This window comes from Methanosarcina soligelidi, assembly GCF_000744315.1.
In the GTDB taxonomy this organism is placed as follows: Archaea; Halobacteriota; Methanosarcinia; order Methanosarcinales; family Methanosarcinaceae; genus Methanosarcina; species Methanosarcina mazei.
In genome coordinates this window covers 3989381-4015880 of record NZ_JQLR01000001.1, presented here as the reverse complement: position 1 = coordinate 4015880, position 26500 = coordinate 3989381, and the positions used below count along the sequence as shown (strand labels likewise).

29 protein-coding genes are annotated in these 26500 nt (G+C 42.2%); 10 read left to right on the top strand and 19 right to left on the bottom strand.

Annotated features, from left to right (window positions below):
- Positions 1–552: 552 nt before the first annotated feature.
- The 3 genes from M886_RS17205 to M886_RS17195 all read left to right on the top strand — a co-directional run bounded on the left by M886_RS17205 (position 553) and on the right by M886_RS17195 (position 2640).
- Positions 553–1227 (top strand): PHP domain-containing protein, encoded by a 675-nt coding sequence (locus tag M886_RS17205; protein ID WP_048051588.1) that lies wholly within the window; start codon positions 553–555, stop codon positions 1225–1227.
- 321 nt (positions 1228–1548) lie between these two features.
- Positions 1549–2226 (top strand): hypothetical protein, encoded by a 678-nt coding sequence (locus tag M886_RS17200; protein ID WP_235204008.1) that lies wholly within the window; start codon positions 1549–1551, stop codon positions 2224–2226.
- A 48-nt stretch (positions 2227–2274) separates the two neighbouring features.
- Positions 2275–2640 (top strand): cupin domain-containing protein, encoded by a 366-nt coding sequence (locus M886_RS17195; RefSeq protein WP_011032459.1) that lies wholly within the window; start codon positions 2275–2277, stop codon positions 2638–2640.
- A gap of 48 nt (positions 2641–2688) precedes the next feature.
- Here M886_RS17195 and mtaA read toward each other — a convergent pair whose 3' ends face one another.
- From mtaA to M886_RS17180, 4 genes are all read right to left on the bottom strand, one after another.
- On the bottom strand, positions 2689–3726 hold the full coding sequence (gene mtaA, locus M886_RS17190; RefSeq protein WP_011032458.1) for a methylcobamide:CoM methyltransferase MtaA: 1038 nt from the start codon (positions 3724–3726) through the stop codon (positions 2689–2691).
- Positions 3727–3869: 143 nt separating this feature from the next.
- A complete protein-coding gene (locus M886_RS17185; RefSeq protein ID WP_048051587.1) occupies positions 3870–7298 on the bottom strand; it encodes a HEAT repeat domain-containing protein in 3429 nt (1142 codons plus the stop codon).
- A 110-nt stretch (positions 7299–7408) separates the two neighbouring features.
- Positions 7409–7537 carry a hypothetical protein gene (locus tag M886_RS19440; RefSeq protein WP_268745869.1) on the bottom strand — a complete coding sequence of 43 codons (129 nt, stop codon included), beginning with the start codon at positions 7535–7537 and terminating at the stop codon, positions 7409–7411.
- A 202-nt stretch (positions 7538–7739) separates the two neighbouring features.
- Positions 7740–8279 carry a CPBP family intramembrane glutamic endopeptidase gene (locus M886_RS17180; RefSeq protein WP_235204007.1) on the bottom strand — a complete coding sequence of 180 codons (540 nt, stop codon included), beginning with the start codon at positions 8277–8279 and terminating at the stop codon, positions 7740–7742.
- Positions 8280–8400: 121 nt separating this feature from the next.
- Here M886_RS17180 and M886_RS19270 point away from each other — a divergent pair, with 121 nt between their 5' ends.
- On the top strand, positions 8401–8568 hold the full coding sequence (locus tag M886_RS19270) for a hypothetical protein (protein WP_235204006.1): 168 nt from the start codon (positions 8401–8403) through the stop codon (positions 8566–8568).
- A 101-nt stretch (positions 8569–8669) separates the two neighbouring features.
- On the opposite strand, the gene M886_RS17175 is transcribed toward M886_RS19270, so the two are convergent.
- The 6 genes from M886_RS17175 to M886_RS17150 form a co-directional block, all read right to left on the bottom strand.
- Positions 8670–9089: a RidA family protein gene (locus M886_RS17175; protein WP_048051585.1), complete on the bottom strand. Its 420-nt coding sequence runs from the start codon at positions 9087–9089 to the stop codon at positions 8670–8672.
- 117 nt (positions 9090–9206) lie between these two features.
- Complete coding sequence (locus M886_RS17170) at positions 9207–9680, bottom strand: VOC family protein (RefSeq protein WP_048051584.1); 474 nt, start codon at positions 9678–9680, stop codon at positions 9207–9209.
- A 53-nt stretch (positions 9681–9733) separates the two neighbouring features.
- A complete protein-coding gene (locus M886_RS17165) occupies positions 9734–10228 on the bottom strand; it encodes an SRPBCC family protein (RefSeq protein WP_235204005.1) in 495 nt (164 codons plus the stop codon).
- A gap of 486 nt (positions 10229–10714) precedes the next feature.
- Positions 10715–11071: a carboxymuconolactone decarboxylase family protein gene (locus M886_RS17160; RefSeq protein WP_048051582.1), complete on the bottom strand. Its 357-nt coding sequence runs from the start codon at positions 11069–11071 to the stop codon at positions 10715–10717.
- A gap of 427 nt (positions 11072–11498) precedes the next feature.
- The gene (locus tag M886_RS17155) at positions 11499–13268 is read right to left on the bottom strand and encodes a chloride channel protein (RefSeq protein ID WP_048051581.1); all 1770 of its coding nucleotides are present in this window, start codon (positions 13266–13268) and stop codon (positions 11499–11501) included.
- Between the two features lie 280 nt (positions 13269–13548).
- Positions 13549–14118, bottom strand: a complete 570-nt coding sequence (locus tag M886_RS17150) for a flavodoxin family protein (protein WP_048051580.1) — start codon at positions 14116–14118, stop codon at positions 13549–13551.
- 343 nt (positions 14119–14461) lie between these two features.
- Here M886_RS17150 and pta point away from each other — a divergent pair, with 343 nt between their 5' ends.
- Positions 14462–15463, top strand: a complete 1002-nt coding sequence (gene pta / locus M886_RS17145; protein ID WP_011032449.1) for a phosphate acetyltransferase — start codon at positions 14462–14464, stop codon at positions 15461–15463.
- Between the two features lie 103 nt (positions 15464–15566).
- Complete coding sequence (locus M886_RS17140) at positions 15567–16793, top strand: acetate kinase (protein ID WP_048051579.1); 1227 nt, start codon at positions 15567–15569, stop codon at positions 16791–16793.
- A 38-nt stretch (positions 16794–16831) separates the two neighbouring features.
- On the opposite strand, the gene M886_RS18795 is transcribed toward M886_RS17140, so the two are convergent.
- Positions 16832–16969, bottom strand: coding sequence for a hypothetical protein (locus tag M886_RS18795; RefSeq protein WP_160173174.1), 138 nt, complete (start codon positions 16967–16969; stop codon positions 16832–16834).
- Between the two features lie 238 nt (positions 16970–17207).
- On the opposite strand from M886_RS18795, the gene M886_RS17135 reads away from it, so the two are divergent.
- A complete protein-coding gene (locus M886_RS17135) occupies positions 17208–17960 on the top strand; it encodes an acetate--CoA ligase family protein (protein ID WP_048051578.1) in 753 nt (250 codons plus the stop codon).
- A 54-nt stretch (positions 17961–18014) separates the two neighbouring features.
- Here M886_RS17135 and M886_RS17130 read toward each other — a convergent pair whose 3' ends face one another.
- The 4 genes from M886_RS17130 to M886_RS17115 form a co-directional block, all read right to left on the bottom strand.
- Positions 18015–18182: a 4Fe-4S dicluster domain-containing protein gene (locus tag M886_RS17130; RefSeq protein WP_235204004.1), complete on the bottom strand. Its 168-nt coding sequence runs from the start codon at positions 18180–18182 to the stop codon at positions 18015–18017.
- Between the two features lie 142 nt (positions 18183–18324).
- Positions 18325–18519 (bottom strand): 4Fe-4S dicluster domain-containing protein, encoded by a 195-nt coding sequence (locus M886_RS17125; RefSeq protein ID WP_011032441.1) that lies wholly within the window; start codon positions 18517–18519, stop codon positions 18325–18327.
- A 23-nt stretch (positions 18520–18542) separates the two neighbouring features.
- Positions 18543–18839, bottom strand: a complete 297-nt coding sequence (locus M886_RS17120) for an Hsp20/alpha crystallin family protein (protein WP_011032440.1) — start codon at positions 18837–18839, stop codon at positions 18543–18545.
- A 224-nt stretch (positions 18840–19063) separates the two neighbouring features.
- Entirely contained in the window at positions 19064–19657 is a 594-nt protein-coding gene (locus M886_RS17115; RefSeq protein WP_011032439.1) for a uracil-DNA glycosylase, read from the bottom strand.
- Positions 19658–19857: 200 nt separating this feature from the next.
- On the opposite strand from M886_RS17115, the gene M886_RS17110 reads away from it, so the two are divergent.
- On the top strand, positions 19858–21108 hold the full coding sequence (locus M886_RS17110) for a phosphoglycerate kinase (RefSeq protein WP_048047173.1): 1251 nt from the start codon (positions 19858–19860) through the stop codon (positions 21106–21108).
- Positions 21109–21318: 210 nt separating this feature from the next.
- Positions 21319–21918, top strand: a complete 600-nt coding sequence (locus M886_RS17105) for a TIGR00296 family protein (protein WP_011032437.1) — start codon at positions 21319–21321, stop codon at positions 21916–21918.
- 420 nt (positions 21919–22338) lie between these two features.
- On the opposite strand, the gene M886_RS17100 is transcribed toward M886_RS17105, so the two are convergent.
- Positions 22339–22797, bottom strand: a complete 459-nt coding sequence (locus tag M886_RS17100) for an Hsp20/alpha crystallin family protein (RefSeq protein WP_011032436.1) — start codon at positions 22795–22797, stop codon at positions 22339–22341.
- Between the two features lie 446 nt (positions 22798–23243).
- Between M886_RS17100 and M886_RS18140 the strand changes: the two genes are divergently transcribed.
- Positions 23244–24255 (top strand): IS630-like element ISMma17 family transposase gene (locus M886_RS18140; RefSeq protein WP_137726715.1). Its coding sequence is split into 2 segments (ribosomal slippage): positions 23244–23728 and positions 23727–24255, totalling 1014 coding nucleotides; the frame shifts between segments, so codons are not numbered across the junction.
- Positions 24256–24591: 336 nt separating this feature from the next.
- Here M886_RS18140 and M886_RS17085 read toward each other — a convergent pair.
- From M886_RS17085 to M886_RS17080, 3 genes are read right to left on the bottom strand one after another with little or no spacing between them, the layout of a single operon-like run.
- Positions 24592–25659 (bottom strand): hypothetical protein, encoded by a 1068-nt coding sequence (locus tag M886_RS17085; RefSeq protein ID WP_235204003.1) that lies wholly within the window; start codon positions 25657–25659, stop codon positions 24592–24594.
- A 35-nt stretch (positions 25660–25694) separates the two neighbouring features.
- Positions 25695–25847, bottom strand: coding sequence for a hypothetical protein (locus M886_RS18790; RefSeq protein ID WP_160173173.1), 153 nt, complete (start codon positions 25845–25847; stop codon positions 25695–25697).
- 55 nt (positions 25848–25902) lie between these two features.
- The gene (locus M886_RS17080; RefSeq protein ID WP_235204002.1) at positions 25903–26352 is read right to left on the bottom strand and encodes a GNAT family N-acetyltransferase; all 450 of its coding nucleotides are present in this window, start codon (positions 26350–26352) and stop codon (positions 25903–25905) included.
- Between the last annotated feature and the right edge of the window lie 148 nt (positions 26353–26500).

Sequence of the window (26500 nt, the reverse complement as noted above, 5' to 3'; positions counted from 1 at the left end):
GAAAGTTTTTTGCATAATTTGAATATTGTTCGTATGTCTACGAAAGACATTTATACCCAAAAGTCGTTTGTTTATTTGCGAACGGGTGTCTACTGAATATATCAGACCCTCCTAATATCCTAAACTACCCCTACACCAGATTTTTTAAAATAAGTGTGCCCGTTCGTGATTCCTCCTTTTGCCTCTTATCTGATTTTTGCTTAAATCTTAATTTATTCGTATTCAATCGAAATGCTTTTATTTTATCCTGCCGTCACTATAAAATGCGGGAAGATTTCTCTTTCTGGAGGTAGCGCCTCTTTTCTTTAAAGTGTGAACCCAGTATCCTGAAATCCTGCCGCAGTTAGTTGACTTTTTTCATACTATTTTTTCAAAGTATTTTTTCAAAGTATTTTTTTCATACTATTTTCCTATATTTTAACACTTTTTTCCTGTTCTATTATAAGCAGGAGATTTACAAACGTATAAGCAGGAGATTTTACAGACGTCTGGTTTCTTTTTTCTTTTCCCCTTCAAAATTTATATAAATTCTACTTGCAATTTTATATTATCATGAAATTCGATCTTCACGTACATTCCGAGCATTCAAAGGATAGCAATTCAAGCCACAGGGACATTATTGAGGTTGCCCGCAGACGGGGGCTCGACGGGTTTGCTATCTGTGACCACGACACTGTGGAAGGCGGCCTCGCCTGCGCGGAAAAAGCCCTTGAACTCGGCCTTGAAATTACAGTAATTCCTGGGGTGGAAGTGAGTTCTTCAAAAGGGCATATTCTGGTTCTGGGAGTAAAGGAAAATATCGAGCCCCTGCTGAGCCCGGAAGAAACAATCCTGAAGGCAAGGAAACTTGGCGGCACAGTTATTATCCCCCACCCATTCAAACGCAGTTCCCATGGGATAGGAAGTTTCGAAGGGCTTGATATTGATGCGGTTGAGGTTTTCAATTCTCGCTGCCTTTTTAACTCGGCCAACAGGAAAGCCCTGGAAGAAGCAAAAAGGCTCGGAATACCCGGAGTGGCCGGGAGTGATTCCCATATTCCCGAGATGGTGGGGCAGGCATATACTGAAATCGACGCTGAAGAGAATACGGTTGAAGCAGTACTGAAGGCTATCAGGGAAGGGAAAGTCGCCCCTGCAGGGAAAAACACTCCAACTTCAATTATCCTTGAACAGATGTCAGGAAGCGCAAAAAGGAAAATAAAGAGAAAGTTATTCGGAAAATCTTAAAAAACGACTGGAACTATTAATTTTTTAGATAGTATTAACTGTTCTAATATTGCTTGATTTTCCTTTATTTTTACCCTTATCTGTTTTTTCTAGATTTTTCTGGATTTTTCTGGATTTTTTCCGATTTTTCGGATTTATTTTTCGGACTTTTTATCCGGATCTATTTTCTTGATTTGTTTTCTTGAAGTCCAGATTATTCAGTTCCTTTTCATGACTATAAATTTATACAATGCTTTTTATATATTACTCAGGGATTAATCTTCTGTAACCTCTGATTTAAAAATCATTTTTTCCGAAACCGGGAATGCCTGGCTGCTGAAAATGAGCCAGGGTACTGGGGGCTCAGTATTGGAAGGCATGGCTGCTGGAAAATGTATAGGCATATTGTCCCGAATTGAGGCTAAGGCTCTTGACAGATTCTGGAAGGATACTTCTGCAGGCAAATATCCGATAATTGACCTTGAAGGTAATATGGGTTATTCGCTTTCTGACCAGGAAGGCCTTCTGTTTGTCAGGAACGATTTTACATCTTCGGCTTACGAAGAATGCGAATTTGTCTTCGGAAACATATTCCTGCCGGACACTGTCCAGGAACTCTTTTCCGGAGATAAAGTGCTGTTTTTAATGGTATACAGGAAAGAAACCCGGAGTCTTTTATTAGCCGAGCTTGAAGCAGACATCAGGTGCATGCTTGACCTGCCTCATGGGCTTTACTACTTTTTTGCGCTTGTTCTTGACGCAGGAGCCAGAAACCTTCCTGATTCCAGAATTTTTGCAATTGGCCTTCCCTGTAAAGAAAACATGAACCGTCCGGAGCGCGAGAAATTCTATCTCAAACATCCGGCTGACATCCTGGAATTCGTAGACCCTGCCCCTTTAGAAATTAAACGCGGGGGGCCTTTCTACCTTAATATGATTTTAGTAAGTGCCGAGAAAATCCCTGAATGCTCCCTTATTTTTTCCGAATTATGGCAAGAAGAACCCTCGCCTCCCCTTTGAAAAAAATAGTAAAAATAAATATATAGTTGCCAGCCCCAGTAATTTTGAATGCAGCTAAAAACCGAATATGGAAAGATAGATCCCTATATTACAAAAGACGGTTCAATAATCCGTGAACTCATGCACCCCGCAATCCACGGAAATTCCGGACAGAGCCTTGCCGAAGCTACCGTGCCTGCCGGAGGACAAACAATGCTCCACAAACATGCAGTGGCTGAGGAAATCTATCACATCACGGAAGGCTGCGGGATAATGACCCTCGGCGGGCAGGAGTTTGAAATCCGTAAAGGAGATACCGTCTGTATTCTACCCGGAACTCCGCACAGGATAATGAACACCGGTGAAAAAGAACTGAAAATTCTCTGCTGCTGTGCGCCGGCGTATTCGCATGAGGATACGGAATTGATGAAATGATCAGTGGTTTTCTTCTTTTGTCATTTTTACACCTGTCCATCGTAATTTTCAACCTTTCTCCACATACCACTCGTCCCTTGCCTCCACAAGCGCCCTTATATTAGAAAGCGGAGTCCCTGGTGCGATCCCGCATCCCGGCGCAAGAATATCCACACCTGCTGAAAGGCATTGTTTTGCTTCTGCCTTCACGGCATCCGGGGTTCCGAAAAGCAGAGTTCTTGAGGGAGAAACATTTCCGATTAACCTTGCCCTGTCGCCAATAGCCTCTTTTGCAGCTTTCAAGCTCACTTTTTCTTCTATGCTGATAGCTTCGAAACCGCATTCCGAAAGAGTTCTCAGGGAATCTCCAGCATCGCCGCAGATGTGCAGTATCACGGGACCATTTACTTTTCTGCAAAGGCGTTTGTAGAAAGGTTTTACCGAATCTTCAAGGACTGAAGGTGGCATCATTCTTGATCCCACTATTCCGCCGTCGGGCATACAGAGGGCATCTGCTCCGTGGTCGAAAAGTGTGCTTGCATACTCAATACAGAGTTCGGTGCAAGTTTCCATAAATGTATTAAAATAGTCTGGCTTTTTTAGTGCCCAGATAAGGCAGTTTTTAATTTCGGCAATGTGAGTAAAAACTGTCAGAGGACCTTCCATGCCTGCAATCAGGGGAATTTTCCTTCCTTTTTTGTTTTCAATCATATCTACCAGAATTTCAGTTGCTTTGAGGACAGCCGGGATCCTTCCTTTTTCGAGCAGGTTTTCAGGAATCCCTAGATTCTCGGGCCCTTTTGAGAAAGGGTGAGACAGAACCGAGGGCTGAATGTCTTTTGTACCCATTCTTACATCACAGCCCATGGTTTCAGCGAGAACGGTCAGGCAGTAAGGATAGTGGACAGCTTCAAAGCCTGCTATTTCGTGCCATGCAATTGCCAGTTTTGCCATCTTTTCAGGGTCTGAGTGGGCTTCCGGCCAGGCTGCTCCGGTCATGTCCATAAGCTCTACGGTTCCGGTCTGGGTAACAGAAAGGGCAGGGATCCTGTTAACAGGATTTCCGTGAAGGGCGTTAAGAAAGTTTTTCCTGAGGCTTTTTTCCATTTTTCTGGCTCCGGTACTGTTCAAATGAGTACCCTTTTCGAAGGAATACCTTTTCCAAAGAAGTACTTTTTTCAAAGGAACATTTTTAAATTGATTTTTATTTTATTCTGGTTGCATCATTCAAATCTGTTCTCTTTTTGTAGTTACTGCAAATCCGGAAAAACTCTGGTTTTTGATAGTTCCTCCATTTCAATTTCCTCCAGGATTTCAAAAGCAAGGTTTGCTGCAAGTTCATTTTCCGAATCAAGTAAATTCTGCATCTGCTCTTTGTCTTCCTTTGTACAGATCTTCATAAGAGCTCCGGCAGCTTCTGCTTTTACAAAGCGGTTCTGGTCGTAAAGTGTATTTATAAGAGGCTCTATGGCTTTTTTCGGTTTTATCCTGCCAAGAGCTTTTGCAGCAGCCAGCCGTGTGAAATCGTCCTTATCTTCAAGAGCAAGAATAAGAGGAGCAGCTGCACTTTCAGCTTTAATCCTGCCAAGAGCCTCAGCAGCTCCCCATTTTCCTTCATTGTTTTCATCAAGGAGTGCGCTAACAAGAGGCTCCACGGCTTTTCCGGAATGTATTTTCCCGAGAGCGCGCGCGGCTTCACCCTTAACAAAACCAATAGTATCGGAAAGCATTGTATCTATCAGGGGCTCAATCGCTTTTTCGGACCCCGTCTGCCCGAGGGCTTCGGCTGCAAAGCGCCTTACAACAGGGTCATGGGATTTGAGAGCACTGGCCAGGCGGGGGACGGCTTTTTCGGAACCGAGGCATGTCAGTATTCCGGCAAGGAGCCTCCTTACTTCATCGTCTTCGTCGTCAAGAGCATTAATCAGGGACTTGAAGGCTCTTTCAGGCATGTTTTTTGATATATTTTCCAGAGACCTTGCTGCTTCTCTCCTTACAAGTTTATCTTTATCCTCAAAGGCACTATCAAGGGAATCGAAGACTTTATCCGACATCTGGTTCCGGTTTCCGTCCGGGTTCATCTGTCCAAGGGCTCTAGCCGCCCCCTGCCTTACAAACTGGTTTTCTGACATAAGTGCCTGGCTGAGCAGCTCAAGGACTCTTTCGGACTCGAGCTGGCCGATAGCCTTTGCTGCTTCTTTCCGTACAAAGCGGTTTTCATCCCCCAGCACAAAAAGAAGCGGGTAGATTGCTTCTCTGAATCTTATCATTCCCAGTGCTTTTGCAGCTTCCAGGCGGACGAAATGGCTTTTGTCGTTGAGCATTCTTACCAGTGCATCGGCAGCCGTTCCTGAATCTGCTATTTCGGGTACTATCTCGCCCAGAGCTTCTGCAGCCGCCTTTCTCACGAATTCATCTTCATCCGAAAGTGCGGAAATAAGGTGCTCGAGTGCTTTATCCGAACACGCCGTTCCAATAGCCTTTGCTGCTTCCCTTCTGACGTAATGGCTTTTATCCTCCAGTATATCCGTGAATCTCTCAGAAACTCTGTCCGATTTTATTTTTCCAAGAGCTTTTGCAGCTATCCACCTGACAAATTCATCTTCGTCCTGAAGGGCAACAAGGAACGGTTCAACGGCTCTTTCAGACCCCATCTGCCCAAGAGCTTCTGCAGCCCCGAGCCTTACGAGCTTATTCTCTTCCTGAAACGCTTTTATAAGTGGGTCTGCCGCTTCCCGCGGGTTTGCTCGGCTAAGAGCTCCTATAGCTCCAAAGCGAACGAAATCATCCTTGGATCCGAGTGCAAGAACGAGAACTTCCAGCGCCTTCTTTGACCCAATCTTCACCAGTGCGTCCGTAGCCTCCAGGCGGACAGCCCGGTTCCTGTCTCCGAGAGCATCTGTAAGTACTTCCACTACTTTTTCGGACCCTATCAAGCTAAGAGCCTTTACGGCTTCTATTCTCACGGAATAATCCTCATCTACAAGTGCAGCCGTCAGAGGGGCAAGCGCTGTCCCGGATTTCGTTTCTCCAAGAATTCTTACAGCCTCTCTTTTTATGCCTGTATCCCTATTTTCAAGTACTTTTGAACTGGCTTCAATTCCACAAGCACCAAGGCTTCCCAGGCTGTGAATTGTCCTTATTTTTTCCACTGTATATCTACTGTCAAGCCTGGAGGCAAGTGTTAAGCATAATTTCGTTTTTTTTTCAGGGCTTGCTTTTCCTGCACATTTTGAGGCAAGGTCTAAATTCCCACAGGAAATCATGGAATTTACCAGTTCATCCCCTGATTCTACCATCTCAGATGTAAATATAACCGTATTTTTCCACTCCGGGTGCAGGTATGATTCTGAAATATCCTTTCCTTCATCAAGGAGTTTTTTCAGTTTTAAAGATGCAAAAAATTCCTGAAAAGACCTGTCTATTCCGAACCTTACCTCTGAACGGGTTCTCGACAGCAGGCCAAGTTCAAAACAGGTTCTGAGAAGCCTTCTGGCTTCTGCTTTTTTTGCTTCTGCCTTTTTAATTATTATTTCTTCGCCGGTGCTTATTTCTTCACTCTCTCTTTTAACAGGCGTTTCTCTTTTGACAGGCATGCTGGGCCTGGCATATTTTTCTGCCAGTTCAAGGGCATAACCGTACCTGCATGAAATCTCGTTCCGGCGCTGGATTTTAAATGCCAGGTCCATTAGAAAATTTTCCAGCTCTTTTCTCCATACATCCGCTCCTTTCGTTTTTATACTCCCGGGGTGAGTGTTTCCAGAGCCAGAAGAGTCTGCTTTTATCCGATAATTCATGAAAAGTTCTGAAATAAAATCAATGTAAAGTTCTGCCCGGCCGGAAGGAGTGAAGTCAGAATCAAAAGGAGCAGGCTCCCTGTCATACCTTTTCTTTCCCGCGTTCTCCATTTGAGCGATTGAAATCCTTATCCAGAGCTGGAGCAAAAAGGGGTTACGGAGAAAAGGATGTGAATTAATCTTATTCAGGACCCTGGCTTTCAAAAGTTTAGCCTGCCTCTTATTGGGGACGTAATTATCTATAAAAAGCCCTGTTTTTTCATCTGATAATTTTTCAAGTTCGCAGACCACAAATGTGCTTTTTATATTCCCCGAAGGTCCGTGCCTTGAAGCAATAATGTACCTGCAGTCTTCATGATCCGAAATAAAGTCAGAAATCTCTTTAAAAGGGGAAAAATGATCTGAAGGCGAAAGCATGTCCAGCCCGTCCAGAAGCAGTACGGCTTTGCCCTGGAGTAATTTCCTGAAATCGGTCCCTGATATCCCCTTTTCCTTCGCTTCTGATTTCAGGTAGTCATAAAATGAGCCTTTAGTATAGGAATCAAGAGTCACATAAAGAGGGAAGTATTCCTCTTTTTCCTCAAGGCAGGTTCGGGAAAAAATAAAATTAAGCCATTTAAGCGTGAATGTTTTTCCCGAACCTGCCTCTCCGCAAATTAGAAGGTTTTTTTCTTTTTCTACAAGCTGTGAAATCCTGAATTCGTGCACCAGAGAGAGTTTTTCTTCGAAAAGCCGGCGTGTGATTGTCAACGTCTCCCTGGCAGACAGTTCAACATAAAAATCGCATATTTTATTTCTGTTTTCTACCGCCTCTTTTTCCAGTATTGTGTTTTTCAGGTAATTTTCCAGCTCCTCATTTACCTTTATTCCAGTCTCAGGCATAAGAATCCCAGCATTTTCATAAAGATTCTATCATTTTCTTAAAGAGTTTATCATTTTCTTAAAGAGTTTATCATTTTCTTAAAGAGTTTATCATTTTCTTAAAGAGTTTATCATTTTCTTAAAGAATTTATCATTTGTAGAAGACCGATGAAATCCCCTGCTACTTCTCCACCAAGCAGCCGATAAATCTCGATTACATGCTCAGGGAGGACGATACCATCAAAATCCTCAGGTTTCATTTTTCTTCTCCTTTGAGCACTTCGCGGTAAAGCCCATTATTATAAGAGACAGAAACAACCACGAGCTTACTTTTCATTCTGATACACTCTCTATGCTGTTAAGATTCTGCAGAATTTTTCCAGGCTTGGTTTTTACTCTATGTTTTTATAAACATTATGTTATAAAATAGCTATTTATTTTCCCTGCTAACGTTAGTATGGGTTAGTATGGCAGCCTTATGTTTTGCCCGGAATATCTGAACCTGGCTAATGTCCTGGGACCCCATAGGAACGTCACTACCGCAGCTAAAATTGCAGTGATCACTCCGGTAATAACCGGGTCATAATGTGAACCATAATTTGGAAACAGAAACTCGCTGACATTCATCATGTCGTGAAAGAGAACTGCTGCAAATACACTTTTTCCAGTATTGTTATAGAGCCAGAAAATAATGATTCGAAGTGCTACTGTAGAGATAAATTGTCCTGCAGTCCATGTCACAGTATGGTGAGTTTGAAAATGCCATCCCGCAACATGCCACATCCCCCATATCGACCCCATGAGAATTCCAGCTCCTGATGCGCCCCAGCGATGCTGCATGGGGTCAGCTGCATATCCCATCCAGCCTGCTTCTTCGAATACAGCAGCAATAAAGAACATGACAAAAAACAGAGGAATCGCCAGAACAGGAATGTGAGGTTCGGGAAGCGGCTTTCCCATAAAACGCATTACCAGATAAGATAGCAGCATAATGGCTGGCATCAACAAAAAGATAGGCAGGTACCAGATCTTTGGATTTATTTTTCTATAATTGAGAGTCTTTTTCAATAGCTCATTTATTCCTTCAAATTTGCTTTCTTTATAAACAAGTATCGAAGCTGCTATGAGCGGGCAAACTAACATAAAAGAACTCACAGGAAGATTTATCGGGAGAGGCAGTGGCCGTCCGCCAAACAACAGAAACGGAATTGAAAGAGCGAAAATTAATACAAAGAAGGTTAAAGGAGACTTCTCCGATGATACATCGCTGCTCATGTCCTGTGACCTCTAATATTTATTTCGTCCATGTCGAAAATGTTTTTTTCTGCTCTTCAGATATGTCTAAACATCTTTGAGGAGAGTTTTTGCCGGCCTTCGTAGCGGGGATAGCACTCATTGAGGAACAACAGCAATTGCATCCATCTCTACCAGAAAATCAGGGTTTGCCAATCCTGATACGAATATAGCGGTTATGACCGGTGGGTCAGGTCTTCTACCCCATAATTGCTGGAACGCTTCAAAACCTGGCTGGAGAGGTTGCCCCTGGACTATGTATAAGTTCCATTTGACTACATTCTCCAGTTCAGCGCCGCCAGCTTTCAGTGCTGCTTGCAAATTGGCTAAAACCTGCTCAGTCTGCTTTTTGATGTCCCCTTTTCCAACAATTGTCCCGGAAGCATCTACTGCGTCCTGACCTCCAATGTAAATCGTTTTTACCAGACCGGTTACTGCAACTACGTTTGTGAATGCCGGGTTTTTGTGCAGATCGTCAGGATTTATATAAGAAACCTGCCCTTTAGTTGAATCTATCATCGTTGAAAATCCCCCAATTACATATGTTTTACCTCACAGAGAAAATAACAAACGGTTTGCTGTTTTGCAGAAATGTCCTTTAAGAAAGCTGCTGGACAATATCCACAAAAGTCCGGTTCATTGTCCCTTATGTGCCTGCTTTAGCTTTTCTATGTCAATTTTATCCATCTGAAGCATTGCTTCCATAACTCTTCTAGATTTTTCAGTATCAGAGTCACTCAACAGTTCTCCCAGAACAGTGGGAACTATTTGCCACGAAATGCCGTATCTATCTTTAACCCATGCAGGACCCTGTTTTTCTCCGTCCAGAGAGAGTTTCTCCCACAACTCATCTACTTCTCCCTGAGTCTCGCAGTTGACAAAAAACGATATGGATGGTGAGAAAGTAAATTCTGGGCCGCCGTTTAACGCAATGAATTCCTGTCCTTCAAGCTGGAATGTCATGGACATCACAGCTCCTTTCGGCCCGGGCCCTGCTTCTCCATAGCGCACAGTGCTTAATATTTTTGAATTCTTAAAAATGGAAATATAGAAGTTAACCGCTTCCTCAGCCTGGCTGTCGAACCATAAAAATGGGGTGATTTTTTGCATGTATTTTTCTCCGGACTTATTATTTTAAACAGTTTTTTCTTTCAATGGAAGTTTTATTTTTTCATTTTTTCCAGCAACTCATCAAGACGTTCATAAGAATCATTGATACCTTCTTCCATGCCTGACTGAAGCATACCATCGCGGTCTTCAACCGTCTGGAAGACAGAATGAGATGTTAATTTTGTCCTGTCACCTGGCAACGCTTCAAATCTCGCTGTGTCAAGGATGACATGCCCTTTTTCCGGAAGCCCTTCAAATTCAAAGGTACTGATTATTCTTTCCGGTTCTGTAACATCGTGGTTTACCCCGTGAAATGCGTACTCATTTCCTTCCGGGTCTTTCTGGATATACTGCCATGAACCGCCGTTTTTCGGTTCAAATATCTTAAGAGCCGTTGTGAACCCTCTGGGTCCAATCCATTGTGTATAAAGATCCGGGTCTGTAAATGCTTTAAAAACAAGCTCTCGCGGAGCATCAAATTCCCGTGTGATAATAATCTCCTGCTTTCCAGGTTCTGCAGTAATCTTGGTAGGATTATTTTTTGCCATTTCCCCATACCCCTTCAATGAGCTAATCCGTAGTTTGAAAACAGAAAATATGAAGCCTTTTTTCCAATCAGTGCTTCATTCACCTTTCCCATGTAACTATAAGTCGCGTCCTACAAAAAGGCTACCGTATTAAATGGAGGTATTTCTAAATCGTTTGGCAAAGTGTATGCTCAGGTCTATAGTGAGTATATGCTCAGGTCTATAGTAAGTGTATGTTCAGGTCTACAATTGAACTGATACAGAGCGCATTTTTGTTTTTATATTCACAGGAACTTTTATCAAATTTCCTCACCGGTAGCAAGACTGATTATTTAAAAACCGAGGTTCAAAAAGTAGTTTTTGATTTTTGGGACTGATCCCTTATCATTGAAAGCAGACTCAGCCAAAAAAGTAATTAAAAAAGGAAGTTACAGTTTTTCTATTTTTTTCCTGGCATGAAAGTAGTTCCGGATACTTTCATTTTTTGTGCCTGTTATTCGAAGAATTTCATGTGCGTTTTTTGTGAAAATCCAGTGCATTCAATGCAAATCGTGAATAAGCAGCAGCAGGGCCTCCTCCCATTTCGATGGCCACATCTATAGTCTCATATATCTCTTTATCTGATGCACCTGCTAAACAGGCCTGTTGGACATGCCATTCTATACTGGGCTCACATTTGGTAACAATAGAAATAGACAGGGCCATGAGTTCCTTATGTTTCCGTGAAAGGCTGCCAGCTTCAAATGCTTTCTTTTCTAACTCCAGAAATGAGTTATAAGTACTGCAATTTTCTAAAAATCGGGAATGATATTGTTTTCTATCATTCATACTTTGATTTATTTTATCTTTGACGAATGCATCCATGCGATCACATCCTGATCTACAGTATTAATCTAACATTTACTTGATTATTTCTTCTCAGAATCTAACATTTACTTGATTATTTCTTCTCAGAATCTAACATTTACTTGATTATTTCTTCTCAGAATCTAACATTTACTTGATTATTTCTTCTCAGGCTTAAAAACGGGATTAATTCCAAATAATTCAGTTCTAATACAAGCAAAGTTTTCAAAAATGATTTTTATAATCCTAAATCGATTTATAACTTCAATCCAGCATTTAGAGGAAAAACTAAGGGTTATGGGGGGCTCATTAATAAAAAGAGCTCATTAATAAAAAGCCTGGAATAAATCCATTTTTTAATGAATCGAGTATGATTAGAATATCTCTTGTGTGAGGGGCTTTTTGTTCACCACTTTCAAATGCCTGTATTTTACGGGTGAAGCAATTATTCCGTATCCCTAACTTTTTCTATCACTTTCTTGTTGTATGAGTTTACGACGTCGCTCCGGGTAATGAGACCCAGGAGTTTTGTCCTTTCCTCGCGGTCCACGACAGGAAGCCTGCCTATCTGCTTTGATCCAAGGCGTCTGAGAACAGCTTCAAGGGTTTCGTCGGGATAGGCTACTTCTACGGTGCGGGTAGCGATGTCCCCTATTTTCTTGTCAACTTCTCCATACTTTACTTTGCTGCGGAGGTCTGAAAGTGTTACTATCCCTGAAAGTTTGCCTTTTGAATCCAGCACCGGGAAACCGGCATGACGGCTCGCCTGCATGAGGGCGATAAGGGTCCCCACATTTTTTTCTTCTGAGACGGTCTGGACATGTGTGACCATTGCATCTTTCACAAGCATGGAGTCCATAATATCCACTTCCCTGCCTTTCCGAATCTTGAACCCTTTCCTGCGGAGCCCTTCCGTGAAAATCGACTCAGGGTACAGGGCATTTGACATCACGTTGCTCAGGACGCAGGAAAACATAAGTGGAAGAATGAGGCTGTAGTCTCTGGTCATCTCAAAAAGGATCAGGATAGCGGTAAGTGGCGCCCTCGCAGTTCCGGCAAAGACAGCCCCCATCCCTATCATGGCATAGGCTCCCGGCTCTGCTATCGTCCCCGGAAAGAGGAGATTTGCAGCTGTCCCGAAGGCTCCTCCAAGCATTGCGCCTGTGAAAAGAGAGGGTACAATTGTTCCTCCTGAACCTCCCGATCCCAGGCTCAGGGAGAATGCGAGTATTTTCAGGAAGAGAAGGATTAACAGGAGGTTAAAGGCAAGCTGGCTGTTCAGGGCATCCATGATAACGTTATATCCCATCCCGAGAACTCTGGGATAAAATAGGCCGAGTGCGCCCACCGCAAGACCGCCAAGGGCAGGCTTGAAGACGGGGTGGACAGGGATTTCCGAAAAAAGGTCTTTCATATAATAAAGAGCCTGGATAAGGATAGTTGAGATCACTCCTGCAAGGAGCCCGAGGATAAGGCAGAGCCCGACCTCTTTATAGGGGCTGACCAGCTGGTAGGAAGAGATCTCTATGGGTTTTATCCCGAAAAGAGTGCTTGAGACAAGGGTTGCAAAGACAGATGAAATTACTATCGGAATAAAGGTTTTTGTTTCAAGTTCCCCGTAAATCACTTCCACCACGAAGACCACGCCTGCAAGCGGAGCGCTGAAAGCAGCTGCAATCCCTCCGGCAGCCCCGCACCCGAGAAGGACCTGGAGCTGTCTTTCCGGGCTTTTCAGGATTTTCCCGACAAAAGAGCCTGTCCCTGCTCCTGCAAGTACACCCGGAGCCTCCTTTCCGAGAGCGCCTCCGGAGCTGATAGTAATTATTGAAGTGAATACTTCCAGAAAAACATCAGTGAGCTTTATTCTTGCTCCTCTGAGGGTTACGGTTTCTATAAGACCTTCTACACCGTACCTCTTTTTTATCAGGAAGTGAGAGATCGCCCCCACCACCAGCCCTCCGAGGGCGGGCATGAAGATTACGTAGTAATGCGGGAATTCGTGTAAAGAGAACCCCTGCTGCATCCCAAAAAGAGTATTGCTGTACTGGAGAGCGCGGTCATAAACTCCTATAACGAGCCCTGTCAGGAGTCCTATTAAAATGGCAATTGAATTGACCCTGGTAGCTTCTGTATCAAACCTGCTAATGTACTCGATTAGCCTGGGGTATTCTTTTATTCTATGGATACCGAATCTGGACTCTGGCTTAACTTCCAAATGTTCGCGCCTCTCAGGAGTTTTTTACGCTTCAACTCTTTTTTTGAAAAAAGTAAATCCTCAGGGCTCTGAATAACTCTTAATATTAATCTGCCTGAATTTCTTTTTCTGCCCAGAAGATTTCAAGCATTTATTTAAATGTATCTCTCTAAAATATATGTCTATGTTTCAGGGTCCAGTCAAATTTCTGAGAGACTCATTTTTCTTTTATTTCTGTTCTAGCCTGTTTAATTTACACTAACTTCTCTGGTCAATAAAAGCTGTTAGTTAAGCCTGTTGCTTATTTCTTTTTATGAACCAGCTCCAGGACATCGCACAGCTTTTTTGCAGTTTCGAAAACGGTCTGCATTCCTACGGAGTCTTCTTCTGAAGGGTTCCAGATTATTCCACCGAAGTGTGCATTGTCTCCAACCACTATCATCCCATGGATATGCATCCAGTCATGAATGGACTGTATAGTTTTTTCCTGTCCTCCGTTTCTTGAGCCTCCGACTGAAAGAGCTGCTCCAACTTTGTTTTTAAGTGCAAAGTCTTTACGGCGGAGCAGTACACTCCTGTCAAAAAGGGCTTTGAGCTGGGCAGGGTAATTTCCCATATATACGGGAGCTGCAACAATTACACCATCTGCTGCCCTCATTTTCTCATAAATTTCTTCCATACTGTCATCGATCACACAGCAGTCTTTTTCTCTGCAAGCCCCGCAAGCTTTGCACGGAGCGACCTCAGAGCAGGAGAGGAAAACGGTGTCTGTTTCAAATCCTCTTTCTTTTGCTACTTCAAGAGCGCTTGCAATCATTTTCTCGCAGTTCTGGCCCTTTCTCGGGCTTCCTGAAATTCCCAATATTTTCATTCGTTTCATTCCGGAATTCTTTTATATCTATTTATCATTTATATTCATAACAAATCTTTCAAATATTAATGACAGATCTTTCAGACATCTGTAACAGATCTTTCAAATATTAATGACAGATCTTTCAGACATCTGTAACAGATCTTTCAAGTTATAAAAAATTTCAGCAGAGATTGCCTTCGGTCTTCATATACTTTAGGATAAATATTTTAATATAGATATATACACGGGCTCTTAAAATATATATTTTTGATTTTTATATATCCCTCTATGCTTTTTACGTAAATTTATATATCAAGAGCCAGCTAAGTTAATTACTCTAATTATATAGGAGGTTGGTTGATTGGTAACATTTTTAGAAAAAATCAGTGAGAGAGCAAAGAAACTCAACAAAACAATCGCTTTACCTGAAACTGAAGATATAAGAACCCTCCAGGCAGCTGCCAAGATCCTTGAAAGAGGTATTGCAAAAGTTGTCCTTGTCGGTGATGAAGCCGATATTAAGGCACTTGCAGGCGATCTGGATCTCTCAAAAGCCAGAATTGTAAATCCCAAGACCTATGAGAGAAAGGATGAATACATTAACGCTTTCTACGAATTGAGAAAGCACAAAGGCGTCACACTCGAAGGTGCAGCTGAAATAATGAGCGATTACGTTTACTTTGCTGTCATGATGGCAAAACTCGGAGAAGTAGACGGAGTAGTATCAGGAGCTGCCCACTCTTCTTCGGACACCCTGAGACCTGCTGTCCAGATAGTTAAGACTGCTCCAGGCGCAGCTCTTGCATCAGCTTTCTTCATTATTGCCGTACCTGACTGTGAATACGGGTCCGACGGGACATTCCTCTTTGCTGACTCGGGAATGGTCGAAATGCCAAGTGTAGAAGATGTTGCAAACATTGCTGTCATTTCTGCAAAGACATTTGAACTGCTGGTACAGGACACGCCATATGTTGCAATGCTTTCTTACTCCACCAAAGGAAGCGCACACAGCAAACTGACCGAGGCAACAGTCGCTGCTACAAAGCTTGCACAGGAACTTGCTCCTGATGTTGCAATCGACGGTGAACTGCAGGTAGATGCAGCAATTGTCCCCAAAGTTGCAGCTTCAAAAGCCCCAGGAAGCCCTGTTGCAGGAAAAGCCAATGTCTTTATCTTCCCTGACCTGAATGCTGGAAACATTGCATACAAGATTGCTCAGAGACTTGCCAAAGCTGAGGCCTACGGACCTATTACCCAGGGGCTTGCAAAGCCAATTAACGACCTGTCCAGAGGTTGCAGTGACGAAGACATTGTCGGTGCCGTTGCAATTACCTGTGTGCAGGCGGCAGCGCAGGATAAATAATATTAGATGTTAAAACAGCGTTTTATTAACTTTCATATATAGTAACATTTATCCGGAAACTCTAAATGTAATTGAAAGTAATGGATTGAACTGGGGTTCACAAATGAAAGTACTGGTTATAAACGCAGGGAGTTCTTCTCTCAAATATCAATTAATTGATATGACAAATGAGTCCGCTCTTGCAATAGGGCTCTGTGAGAGAATAGGTATCGATAACTCTATTATCACCCAGAAGAGGTTTGACGGCAAAAAGCTGGAAAAACAGACCGATCTTCCCAACCACAAGATCGCACTCGAAGAAGTTGTCAAGGCTCTCACAGATTCTGAATTCGGTGTTATAAAGAGCATGGATGAGATCAATGCTGTCGGGCACAGAGTTGTGCACGGTGGGGAAAAATTCAATTCCTCGGCTTTGATCAATGAAGGCGTAGAACAAGCAATCAAGGACTGCTTCGAACTGGCACCTCTCCATAACCCTCCAAACATGATGGGAATTTCTTCCTGTCAGGAAATTATGCCTGGGGTCCCGATGGTTGCTGTCTTTGATACGGCATTCCACCATACAATCCCGCCATATGCTTACATGTATGCTCTGCCGTATGAACTGTACGAAAAGTACGGGATCAGAAAATATGGTTTCCACGGCACCTCTCACTTCTATGTTGCCAAGAGGGCTGCCGCTATGCTCGGAAAACCCGAACAGGATGTCAAGGTAATCACCTGCCACCTTGGTAACGGCTCAAGCATTACAGCTGTTAAAGGCGGAAAATCCATTGAAACTACTATGGGCTTTACCCCTCTTGAGGGAGTTGCAATGGGAACCAGGTGCGGTTCTATTGACCCCGCAGTTGTCCCCTTCATCATGGAAAAGGAAGGACTGTCAACCAGAGAGATTGATACCCTTATGAACAAGAAGTCGGGTGTGCTTGGAGTTTCCACTCTGAGTAACGACTTCAGAGATCTTGACGAAGCAGCTTCCAAAGGCAACCAGAAAGCTGAACTTGCCCTTGAGATCTTCGCATATAAGATCAAGAAAGTCATAGGTGAGTATATAGCCGTTCTCAATGGTGTAGACGCAATAGTCTTTACCGCAGGTATCGGAGAAAACAGCGCAAGCATCAGAAAGAGAATCCTTGCTGACCTTGACGGAATTGGCATCAAGATCGACGAAGAGAAGAACAAGATCAGAGGCCAGGAAATCGACATCAGCACTCCGGATGCAACAGTCAGGGTCCTTGTTATCCCAACCAATGAAGAACTGACCATTGCAAGGGACACAAAGGAAATCTGTGAAACCGAAGTAAAGCTGAGAAGCTCAGTGCCTATCTGATGGTAAAGGAACCTTTCCTTTGCCTTTTATTATCTTTTTTAGCCCCGAATTGCGGCTCGGGAGTACGCTGTCCTTCCCGAATTGCGGCTCGGGAGTACGCTGTCCTTCCCGAATTGCGGCTCGGGAGTACGCTGTCCTTCCCGAATTGCGGCTCGGGAGTACGCTGTCCTTTTCACTCGCTCCGCTCGCTCAAGAGGACTAATTTTTGGTTTTCTAAGCAAGTTTCACTTGAAAGGACTGATTTATAAGTTATAGCAGTGACTTTGCTCAGGAAACTATATTCTGATTTTTCGAAGTAAAACTCACTCCAGAGGATTAAAGTAAACTATTTTCAATCTGAAGTTAAGACCTCACAATTTTTAACTTATTAATTAAATTAATTATCTTAAAGAATAACTGTTCTGAGGGCGTCATATGAGTATGAAGCAGGTAGATCCAGCCTTTACGGTATCCGGTTCAGATAAGGCTCTGGCGGATGAAATTTTCAAAGCTGCACTGGATGTTCAGCGGCGAACACTGGGCCTTGAGTCTTTAGGCATTCTGGAAGCGTATGGTATTCCAGTGGTGAAAACTGTGTTTGCAAAAACTGAAGAGGAAGCCGTGAAAGCTGCTGAGGAGATAGGTTATCCTCTGGTGATGAAGGTTGTTTCTCCGCAGATATCACATAAATCGGATGTTGGAGGGATCAGGCTTTCTCTGCAAAGTGGAGATGAGGTGAGGGCAGCTTATCTGGGGATGATGGAAAAGATTCCTGAAAAAAGGCCGGATGCGGTTCTTGAAGGAGTACAGATACAGAAAATGCTCTCAGGGGGAAATGAAGTAATTATAGGGATGATCCGCGACCCGACATTCGGGCCTATGTTAATGTTCGGGCTTGGCGGGGTTTACGTGGAAATCCTCAAGGATGTGAGGTTTGCCATTGCCCCTGTGAATGAAAAGGAAGCCAGGGAGATGATTACAGGGATCAAAGCCTATCCTCTTCTTGCCGGAGCGCGGGGTGCAAAGCCTTCGGATATTGACGCTCTGGTGGATGCCATCTTAAGAATCTCAAGGCTTGTCTGTGATTTTCCGGAAATTGAGGAGTTTGAGATTAATCCTATGATGGTTTTGGAAGAAGGGAAGGGAGCTTTTGCAGTGGACATGAGACTTACATTGAAGAAAAACTGACAGAACTGAAGGTTTTTTCTTTTCGGAATTCTGAGATTTCTGGCTCGGATACACTCAGTCTTCTACCAGTTCTATCGCGTCGGTAGGGCAGACCTCCACACATTGTTCGCATTCTATGCAGTCCTCTGGGCGTGTGACCAATGCTCTTTTTCCTTCTTCCGTTTCTTTAGCGTCAAAAACGTCCACAGGGCATGTATCATAGCATTCAAGTGAACAATGCATTTATTATAGTCAATTCTTGGGTGCACTTTTATCCCTTCAGGATTTTCGGCTTATTCCGGAATCTCTATCGTTTTTTTTCTGCTGAGCTCTTGCCGGGTACTCTGTTTGCTTTTCCTGGCAATTCTTTCCGGAGGTCTGAAATTCACTCCTCTACCAGCTCAATAGCATCTATCGGGCAGGCTTCCACACATTGCTCGCATTCTATACAGTTTTCCGGGCGGGCTACAACTGCTTTTTTTACCCCGTTCATTTCTTCAATATCAAAAACTTCTGCAGGACAGACCTCATAACAGGCAAGAGCGCCGTTACATTTGCTATAATCAATTACTGGATGCATATTTTCTCCATTTAATCGGTTTTTTACTGGATTTTAACATCTACCGTTTCTGTAGATTCCCTGTAGGGCACTTTCACATACAGTTTTCCATCAGTGTATTTTGCAACAGCTTTTTCCGGGACTACATTACAGCAAAATGCGTATGTTCCAGCGTATTCAACTCCGGTTTCTTCCTTTTTTGCCCTTATGAAAAAGCCTTCTTCAACCATTTTCAATTCAATATTCTCTTTCTTTACCCCGACCATATCTACCTCTATAAGCAGATTTCCCTCATCATCAGAACATGAAAGCACATCAGGTGACATTTTCACCATTGACATTTCTTACCCCCCGGTATTGTAAAATAATTCTTATTTATGTGACATAATTATAAAGCAAATCTAGATAATTATAGCGGGATCGCTTTATTTATATTTTATGAGGAATAACCGCCTTTTCAGTTCCATTTTTCTTCTTTCTATTTTTTTCTCCCTTTCAATTATTTTTTTTTCTTTCAATTATTTTTTTTTCTTTCAATTATTTTTTTTCTTTCAATTATTTTTCTTTACTGCCAGAGCTCCCTGTTTTTATCAATGAAACCGCGCTGGACTTCTATCTTCGAAGCTGTGTAAATCAGGGCTGCAGGATGGTAAAGTTTAAGGATTGTCCTTCCCTCATGTTCTACCGGGACTCCCCATTCCAGTTTTCTTTCCGGGCAAAATGACTTTTCAGCTGTGTTGCCCAGGAGAATTATGAGTTTGGGGTTAAGAAGGGTTATCTGGGCAATAAGGAAAGGTTTGCAGCATTCTATTTCCTGTACCCTTGGCTTTCGGTTTCCCGGGGGACGGCATTTAACTGTGTTTGTTACGAACCAGTCTTCTTCCGAAAGCCCCATATACTCAACCATCTGGTCCAGCTTTTTTCCCGCCCTGCCGTAAAAGGGAATTCCTGATTTGTTCTCACTTTCTCCGGGGGCTTCTCCTATAAAGAAAACTTTCGGGTTGCAGGATCCTTTTCCTATCACTCTTTTAATTGCACTTTCATGGAGAGGGCACCGTATACATGCTATTATCTCCCGTGCTACAGTCTCATACCCTGCTTCAACCAGTTTTCTAACCCTTTCTTCACGATTTCCGCAATTCTCTTCCTCTGCTACCATATCGACTTCCTCTCTGGCTTATTCTTTTCTTATTTTTCATATAAAAATAGTAATCTATCTCTTGAGATGTATACGAGGACAAACTTATTTATGGAAAAAATTCCATGACAAGATAACCAATACTGAAAGAATAAGATTCTCTTTAATTTTATTTATCAAGCTTTATTCTTCGATATATATAAAATTTTGTTTACAAAGGTGTGCTGAGGGTAATGACTTCCAGAAACTTTCTTACGATCGATGATTTTGACATACGCGGAAAGACGATTCTTTTAAGGGTCGACATGAACTCTCCTATGGACACCCAGGGTCACATTCTGGACGATATGAGGATCAGGAGTCATATTGCGACTCTTAAAGACCTTGAGAGTGCAAAAGTCGTTGTGCTTGCGCACCAGAGCAGGCCCGGGAAAAAAGACTTCACCACTATGAAACCTCATGCTCACCTGCTGTCCAGGTATCTGGGCAGGCAAGTTACTTATGTGGACGACATCTTCGGGACTTTTGCGAAAACTCAGATCGCTTCTATGGAAGACGGGGACGTCATCATGCTCGAAAACGTCAGGTTCTATTCTGAAGAGAGCATCGAGAGGACTACAGCCGAGCAGGCCAATACCTTTATGGTTAAAAAACTGGCACCCTTTGTTGATATTTTCCTTAATGACGCGTTTGCGGTATCTCACAGGTCTCATCTCTCTGTTGTAGGCTTTACCGAAGTCCTCCCTTCCGGAGCAGGCAGGGTAATGGAAAAAGAACTTATTTCCCTGGAAAAAGGAGTTAAAAGTGGAGAGAGGCCAAGCGTTTTCGTGCTGGGAGGGGCAAAAGTGGACGACTCACTTAGAGTAACCGAAAATGTCCTCACAAACGGGGGAGCTGACAGAGTCCTCCTTACAGGGGTAGTTGCAAACGTTGCCCTTGCCGCTTCCGGAGTAAATATAGGAAAAGCCAATCTGGATTTTATTAAATCCCAGGGCTACGAAGACCAGATAGAAAGGGCGAGAGGTTTGCTTGCGAAGTTCGAAGATAAAATCGGACTTCCGAAAGACGTTGCTTTAAATGATAACAAAAAGCGTGTTGAAGCTCCTATTTCCGAACTTAATTCCGATTCTCTGCCCATTAACGATATAGGTCTTGAAACCATTGTGGACTACACCAATGAAATCCAGAATGCCAAAACAGTTGTCCTGAACGGCCCTGCCGGGGTTTCAGAGATTGAGGACTTTGCCCTCGGAACCCATGAAATTATAAAAGCTGCTATTAAATCCGATTTCTCTATCATTGGCGGCGGGCATATCTCTGTGGAAGTTGCACACCTCGGGCTTGAACACCGCTTTTCACACATAAGCACTGGAGGAGGAGCCTGTATTGATTTCCTTGCAGGGGAAAAGCTGCCAGGCGTCGAAGCTCTCAAGGCTGCTTACAATAAGTATCAGGAAGCTAAAAAGCTTTAAAGGCCTGTTTTCTGCAGCTTCCGGCAATGCCAGAAACCTACTTTAACCAGCTTCGATAAACATACTGTTACACCGGCGCACAGACATACAAGTAAACAGATACCCATAAGCTGATAATGACTTATAATCTGGCTGGTCTTCAGCTTAAAGATATGATTAACAGCTTAAGCTTATAAAAGGTTAAATGCAGTTACAGGTGTTGGTTCAAGCATGCTTACAGAAACAGAAGGCAGGGCTGCAGTCAAGCTTGCAAGGAAAACTATTGAAATATTTTTGTCGAAGGGAAAGTCTCCCAGACCTGACGCGTCAGGTGTTGAGCTTTCTCCGGTCTTTGAAGAATATAGGGGCGTTTTTGTCACATTAACCGAGGGCGGCCTCCTGAGGGGATGTATAGGTCATCCTTACCCTGATTCAACCCTTAAAGAAGCAATACTGGACTCCGCAATCTCTGCGGCAACCCGTGACCCTCGCTTTCCTACTGTTGAACAGGACGAGATGAAAAATATATTGGTTGAGGTTACTATACTGACCCAGCCTGAAAAAATCAATGCTTCTCCAAAGGAGCTTCCGGATAAGGTGGAGATCGGCAAGCACGGGCTTATCGTAAAACAGGGCTACTGCCAGGGTCTGCTGCTTCCACAGGTGGCGCCTGAGAATGACATGGATTCCATTGACTTTCTGAGCCACACATGCATGAAAGCAGGTCTTTCTCCGGATGCCTGGGTTAAAGGGGCAGAAGTCTACTGTTTCGAAGGGCAGATATTCAAAGAAAAGGAGCCTGACGGGGAAGTTATAGAAGAGAAGTTCTAAAGAAAAGTTCTGAAAGAGATATCCTGATTTTTTACTAAATCTGATTTTTTACTAAATCTGATTTTTTACTGAATCTGATTTTTTTACTGAATCCTGACTTTTTGAATATTTTTTTGAGAATCTGGAGTTATCTCTACGGGATCTTGAATACTTTTAGAAATCTGGATATTACAATTCAAATGTAGAGTGATCTTTTTGAGAACCTGCAGGCTCGGAGAGCCAGGACTTCTGGACAGTCTGTTTACAGTTTCTCAAAAAGATTTTTTAGGCAGAGGTGACTTTTAGTTTTTCAGGCTAATTTCAGGAAATGGCAGCTCTGAATTTAATCCGTTTTATTGGTGGTTTGTTTGTCTGTTTGAATAATTTACCAGACTCTCATCATTCATTTTGAATCGTTCATTTTGAATCGTTAATTTTGAATCATTCAATCTGAATTCTTTTCTCAGTTACGTCTTTCGTCTTTGGAAGCGTGACTGTTAAGACGCCGTTTTTGAGCTGGGCAGTTGCCCCGTCTTCGGTTACGTTATCAGGAAGAGGTATCTCACGGTAGTAGCGCATGAAAGACCTCTCTTTTCTGAGATAGCCTTCTTTTTCCGTCTCCTCCTCTTTTCCTTTCTGTGCGCTGATTACAAGTAAATTCTCCCTGAGGTTCAGCTCGACATTTTCTTTGTCAATGCCTGGCAGGTCTGTTGTAACAATTACTTTATTGTCTTCTTCCGCAACATCGGTCAGAGGGGATAAGGTATCGCTTACGTATCTGTTTTCAAGTGCAGGAAATGCTCTCATCATCTGTTCCATATATTCCTGCATCCTTTTGATCTCATCAAACGGGTCCCAGCTGTACACGTCACGTGATGGTCTCTTAATTGGCAGTTTCATGTACAAATTCCTCCTTGCTCAAATTACTCAGTTTACTTCTGGTGGTTTATTGAGGTTGGTTAGTAATTTTTGATCTTATCTGTAGGTTTTCTGGAGGTGTGGAACAGTTTATTTCCTTTCTCAATGGAAGCTGCCTGAAAGACATGGAAACCCTGTCGGGTGGAGATACTTTTATCTCTGTCCATACTTGCAGGCAAAATAGATGAGAGCTTTAAACTTTCATCTGCTTGCTCGTGGAGGGAGGAAATCCGTTTTTAAAGGTTCACGGGTTCACCTTCAGCCTGTTCGCAGATCTTGTTTACAGGTCTTGAAATGTAACTGGTGACGTTGCCCTTACAGTTAGTAATTTATGGTTACTGTAAGTTCGTATTGTTGCTCAGTTACTATAGTGATCCTTCTATATAATGCAACATTTATATAATTGAAGTAATTATATTATTTTAATTATGAGTTTGGAAATGTTTACTACTTCTGATGTTGCCACAGCTATCTGTAGTTCCTGTGACAAGAATGAGAAGTTAAAACTTCAAGCGTTGCTGTTAGTTAAAAATGGTTTGAGTCCAGCTAAAGTTGCAGAAGATTTCTCAGTTCATCGTTCAACAGTTCATCGTTGGATGAAAAGAGCTGAAGAAGAAGGTTTGTCCAGCCTTAAATGTAGACCTGGTCGAGGAGTAAAGTCTTTTTTAACTGAAGAGCAACTTTCTGTGTTAAAGAAAGCATTATCAGAGCCAATACCAACAGATGATGGCTTTTCTCGTGGTTGGCAAACTAAGGATGCAATTCAATTTGTCAGAGAGAAATTTGGAATATCTTATTCCAAATCAAGAATGAGACAAATTATTAAAAATTTAGGATTTAGTAGAATTACATGTAGACCTCAATCAAAAAGACGAAATCAGGCATTAACAAACGAATTTATTGCTGAAATCAAAAAAAAGACTCTTAAATCCTGACTATTTATTTGTCACTCAGGATGAGAGTAGTTTTTATTTAGACTCAAACAGATCAAAATGTTGGGCAAAAAAAGGCTCTAAGCCTATTAAATTTATAAGTGGTTCAAAAACAAAAATCAATATTGGAGGATTCTACACTGAAAACAGAGACTTTTATTGGTATGATTTAGGGATTAAAAAGAATACAGACTCTTTCTTAAAATCATTAATAAAGCTTAAAAAAGACATAGGAAGAAAAATATTTCTTCTACTGGACAGAGCAACATGGCATAAATCGAAAAAAGCAAGAGAATTCTTTCAAAATAACAAATATTGGTTGCAAATATTACTTTTCCCTCCAGCTACTCCAGATAGGAACCCAACAGAATATTGTTGGAAAACGACAAGAGAAGAGTTAACGTCAATAAAATCATTCAAGAATATTAAAGTATTAAAGGAAGAACTAGATGAGTTTTGGGAGAAGCATGTATTCACGCACAAGATGTCGCATTATTTAAAATGGTGACTATAACATTTAGTTAGTATTCATTATATTTAAATTCTTTGTTCAGCCTCTTTTTTTAATTTATTCATAGCAGGTTATTTTTCTGGAAAAAATCAGAGTTTGCAGATGGAATGGCTTTTTTGTGAACTTGAAGAGCTCAGGATTTTACCAGATGACTCAGGAGTTTACCGGATGACTTTATTCTGCAGAAGAAAAAACTGATTACCGAGACTGAAGATCAGTGAAATAAGAATGAAAATGAGAATGAAAATGAAAAAGAGTGAATAAACGAAAACTAAACTTTCACCAGGCAAGCTGAGTTTACATAATAAATCCAGGAATTTTTCAGGCGTGCACTCAACTTATTTTCTCTATAAAAGAAACGAAGCTTGCTCTTAATTTTTCTTTTGTCGCGTCCGAAAATTCATCCAGCTTATCAAGGGTTTTCAGTGCCTGTTCAAAATAGAACTTTGCAAGGCCAGGGTCTATTTCAAGATAGGTTGCTCCCATAATCACATACAGGTAGAGGAAGTTATCATATTTCTCTGTGAGTTTGCTGTAAAGCTCCTGTATCCTGTCATATTTCCTTTTTTCTGCCAGCTCTGATATGTAAATTCCTGCAAATTCATAAAATTCCGGGCCGTTTTCCAGCAGGAAATCGAATTTCTCTTCATCTTCCATCAGGCGGAATTTGTCCTCCATTTCCGCCACCAGCTCTTCATCGCTTAATTCCTTTTCTTTAAACCTTTTTTCAGCCTTATTTTCTATTTTTACTTCCTTTTTTTGTCTTTCTCCTGCATCTTCTCCCCGAAGCCCTTCTATATCCTTGTATTCTTCCCTATATTCTTCCCCATATTCTTCTATAAATTCAAAATAATCTTCCTCTTCCCCTTTCATGAGCATAAGGTCTGCGTGCTTATCCGAGAGGCCAATTTCGGCGGCAAGCTTCTTTATTTCTTTTTCATATTCTTCCTTTTCTCCCTCTGTGAAAAGGTCCATTATATAGGCTACCCATTTTATGTATGCCTGTTTGTCTCCCATCCAGGACCTGTTACTGATAACTTCCAGAACGTAATCTATTACCAGGTTTAATTCGTGGACTGTTATCTGCTTTTCTTCAAGGACTTCTATAAGGCTTTTAATAATCTCTTTTTCAAGGCCACGGTTAAAAAAAGAAATGGGTCTGCTGCAGTTTTTCCTGAGATTCTTCAGTGCTGCTACTGCGTCTTTATCCGTTATTTTTCTGTCAACTTCATAATAGTAACGGGCAATCGAATACTCAACCATTCCGATATACCCGGCATACTCGTATTCCTTTCCCTGCAGGCTTTTTATTTTCTTTGCTTCCGGTGTATCGGGTGCAAGGTAAAGGAAAAGCGAGCCTTCCTCCTCTCCAACGGATTTATCCTCAGTTTTATGATTCATAACTTCCCCTCCTTCACTCCCTGCTTTTTCCTTTTTCATCTCCCCTTTTTAACTCTCCCCTTTTCTTTTTCCTCTTCTTTTCTTTCTTTCTTTCTTTCTTTCCTCTTCTCTTCTCTTCTTTTCTCTTCCCTTTTCTTTTTCCTCTTCTTTTCTCCCTTTCCTCTTCTCTTCTCTCCTCTTTTTCTCATTCCTCTTTCTTTTTCTCTTTTCCCTTCTCTTTAGCGCCAAATTTCCCAATCCATATTAAGAATCTTCCCACTCCATTAAAATCTGAACGCAGCCCGTATATTCGTCAACTTCCTGCCTTGTTGCCCTGAGCCCATTCTTTTCGTAAAAGAGGATGGCTTTTTTATTATCCCTGTAGGCTTTAAGGAAAAGCCTTTTTTTCAGGGATTTTGCATGCTCAAGCAGTTCTTTTCCTGCTCCTTTTCCCTGTGCTTCGGGAGCTACAAAAAGTGCACATACTATCTCTCCTGTAAGTGAAATAAAGCCTGCGACCTCACCTTCCTGTTCGTAAACATAATTTTCTGAAAGGGGGAGGTACTCTTTTTTCATCGCAGGTCTGTACGAAGCCCAGAAAGAGGCTGGCACAAAGGGATGGGCAATAACTGAGGCATCGTACCATATTCTTACCATGTCTTCCAGGTCGTTTTCCCTGTAAACTCTGATCAACGCACCGGCTCCTGTTTTCAAGCTTCCCTGTTTTGTAAATTCAAGTTATCTGATTTGTAGAGAATTTACTGGCCCAGTGTTAAGTTTTCTCTGTTTTAAGGCTTTTACTGGTCTAAAGCTGAAAGCATATTCGCATAAATTGAATTTCAACTGAGTTGAATAGCAACTG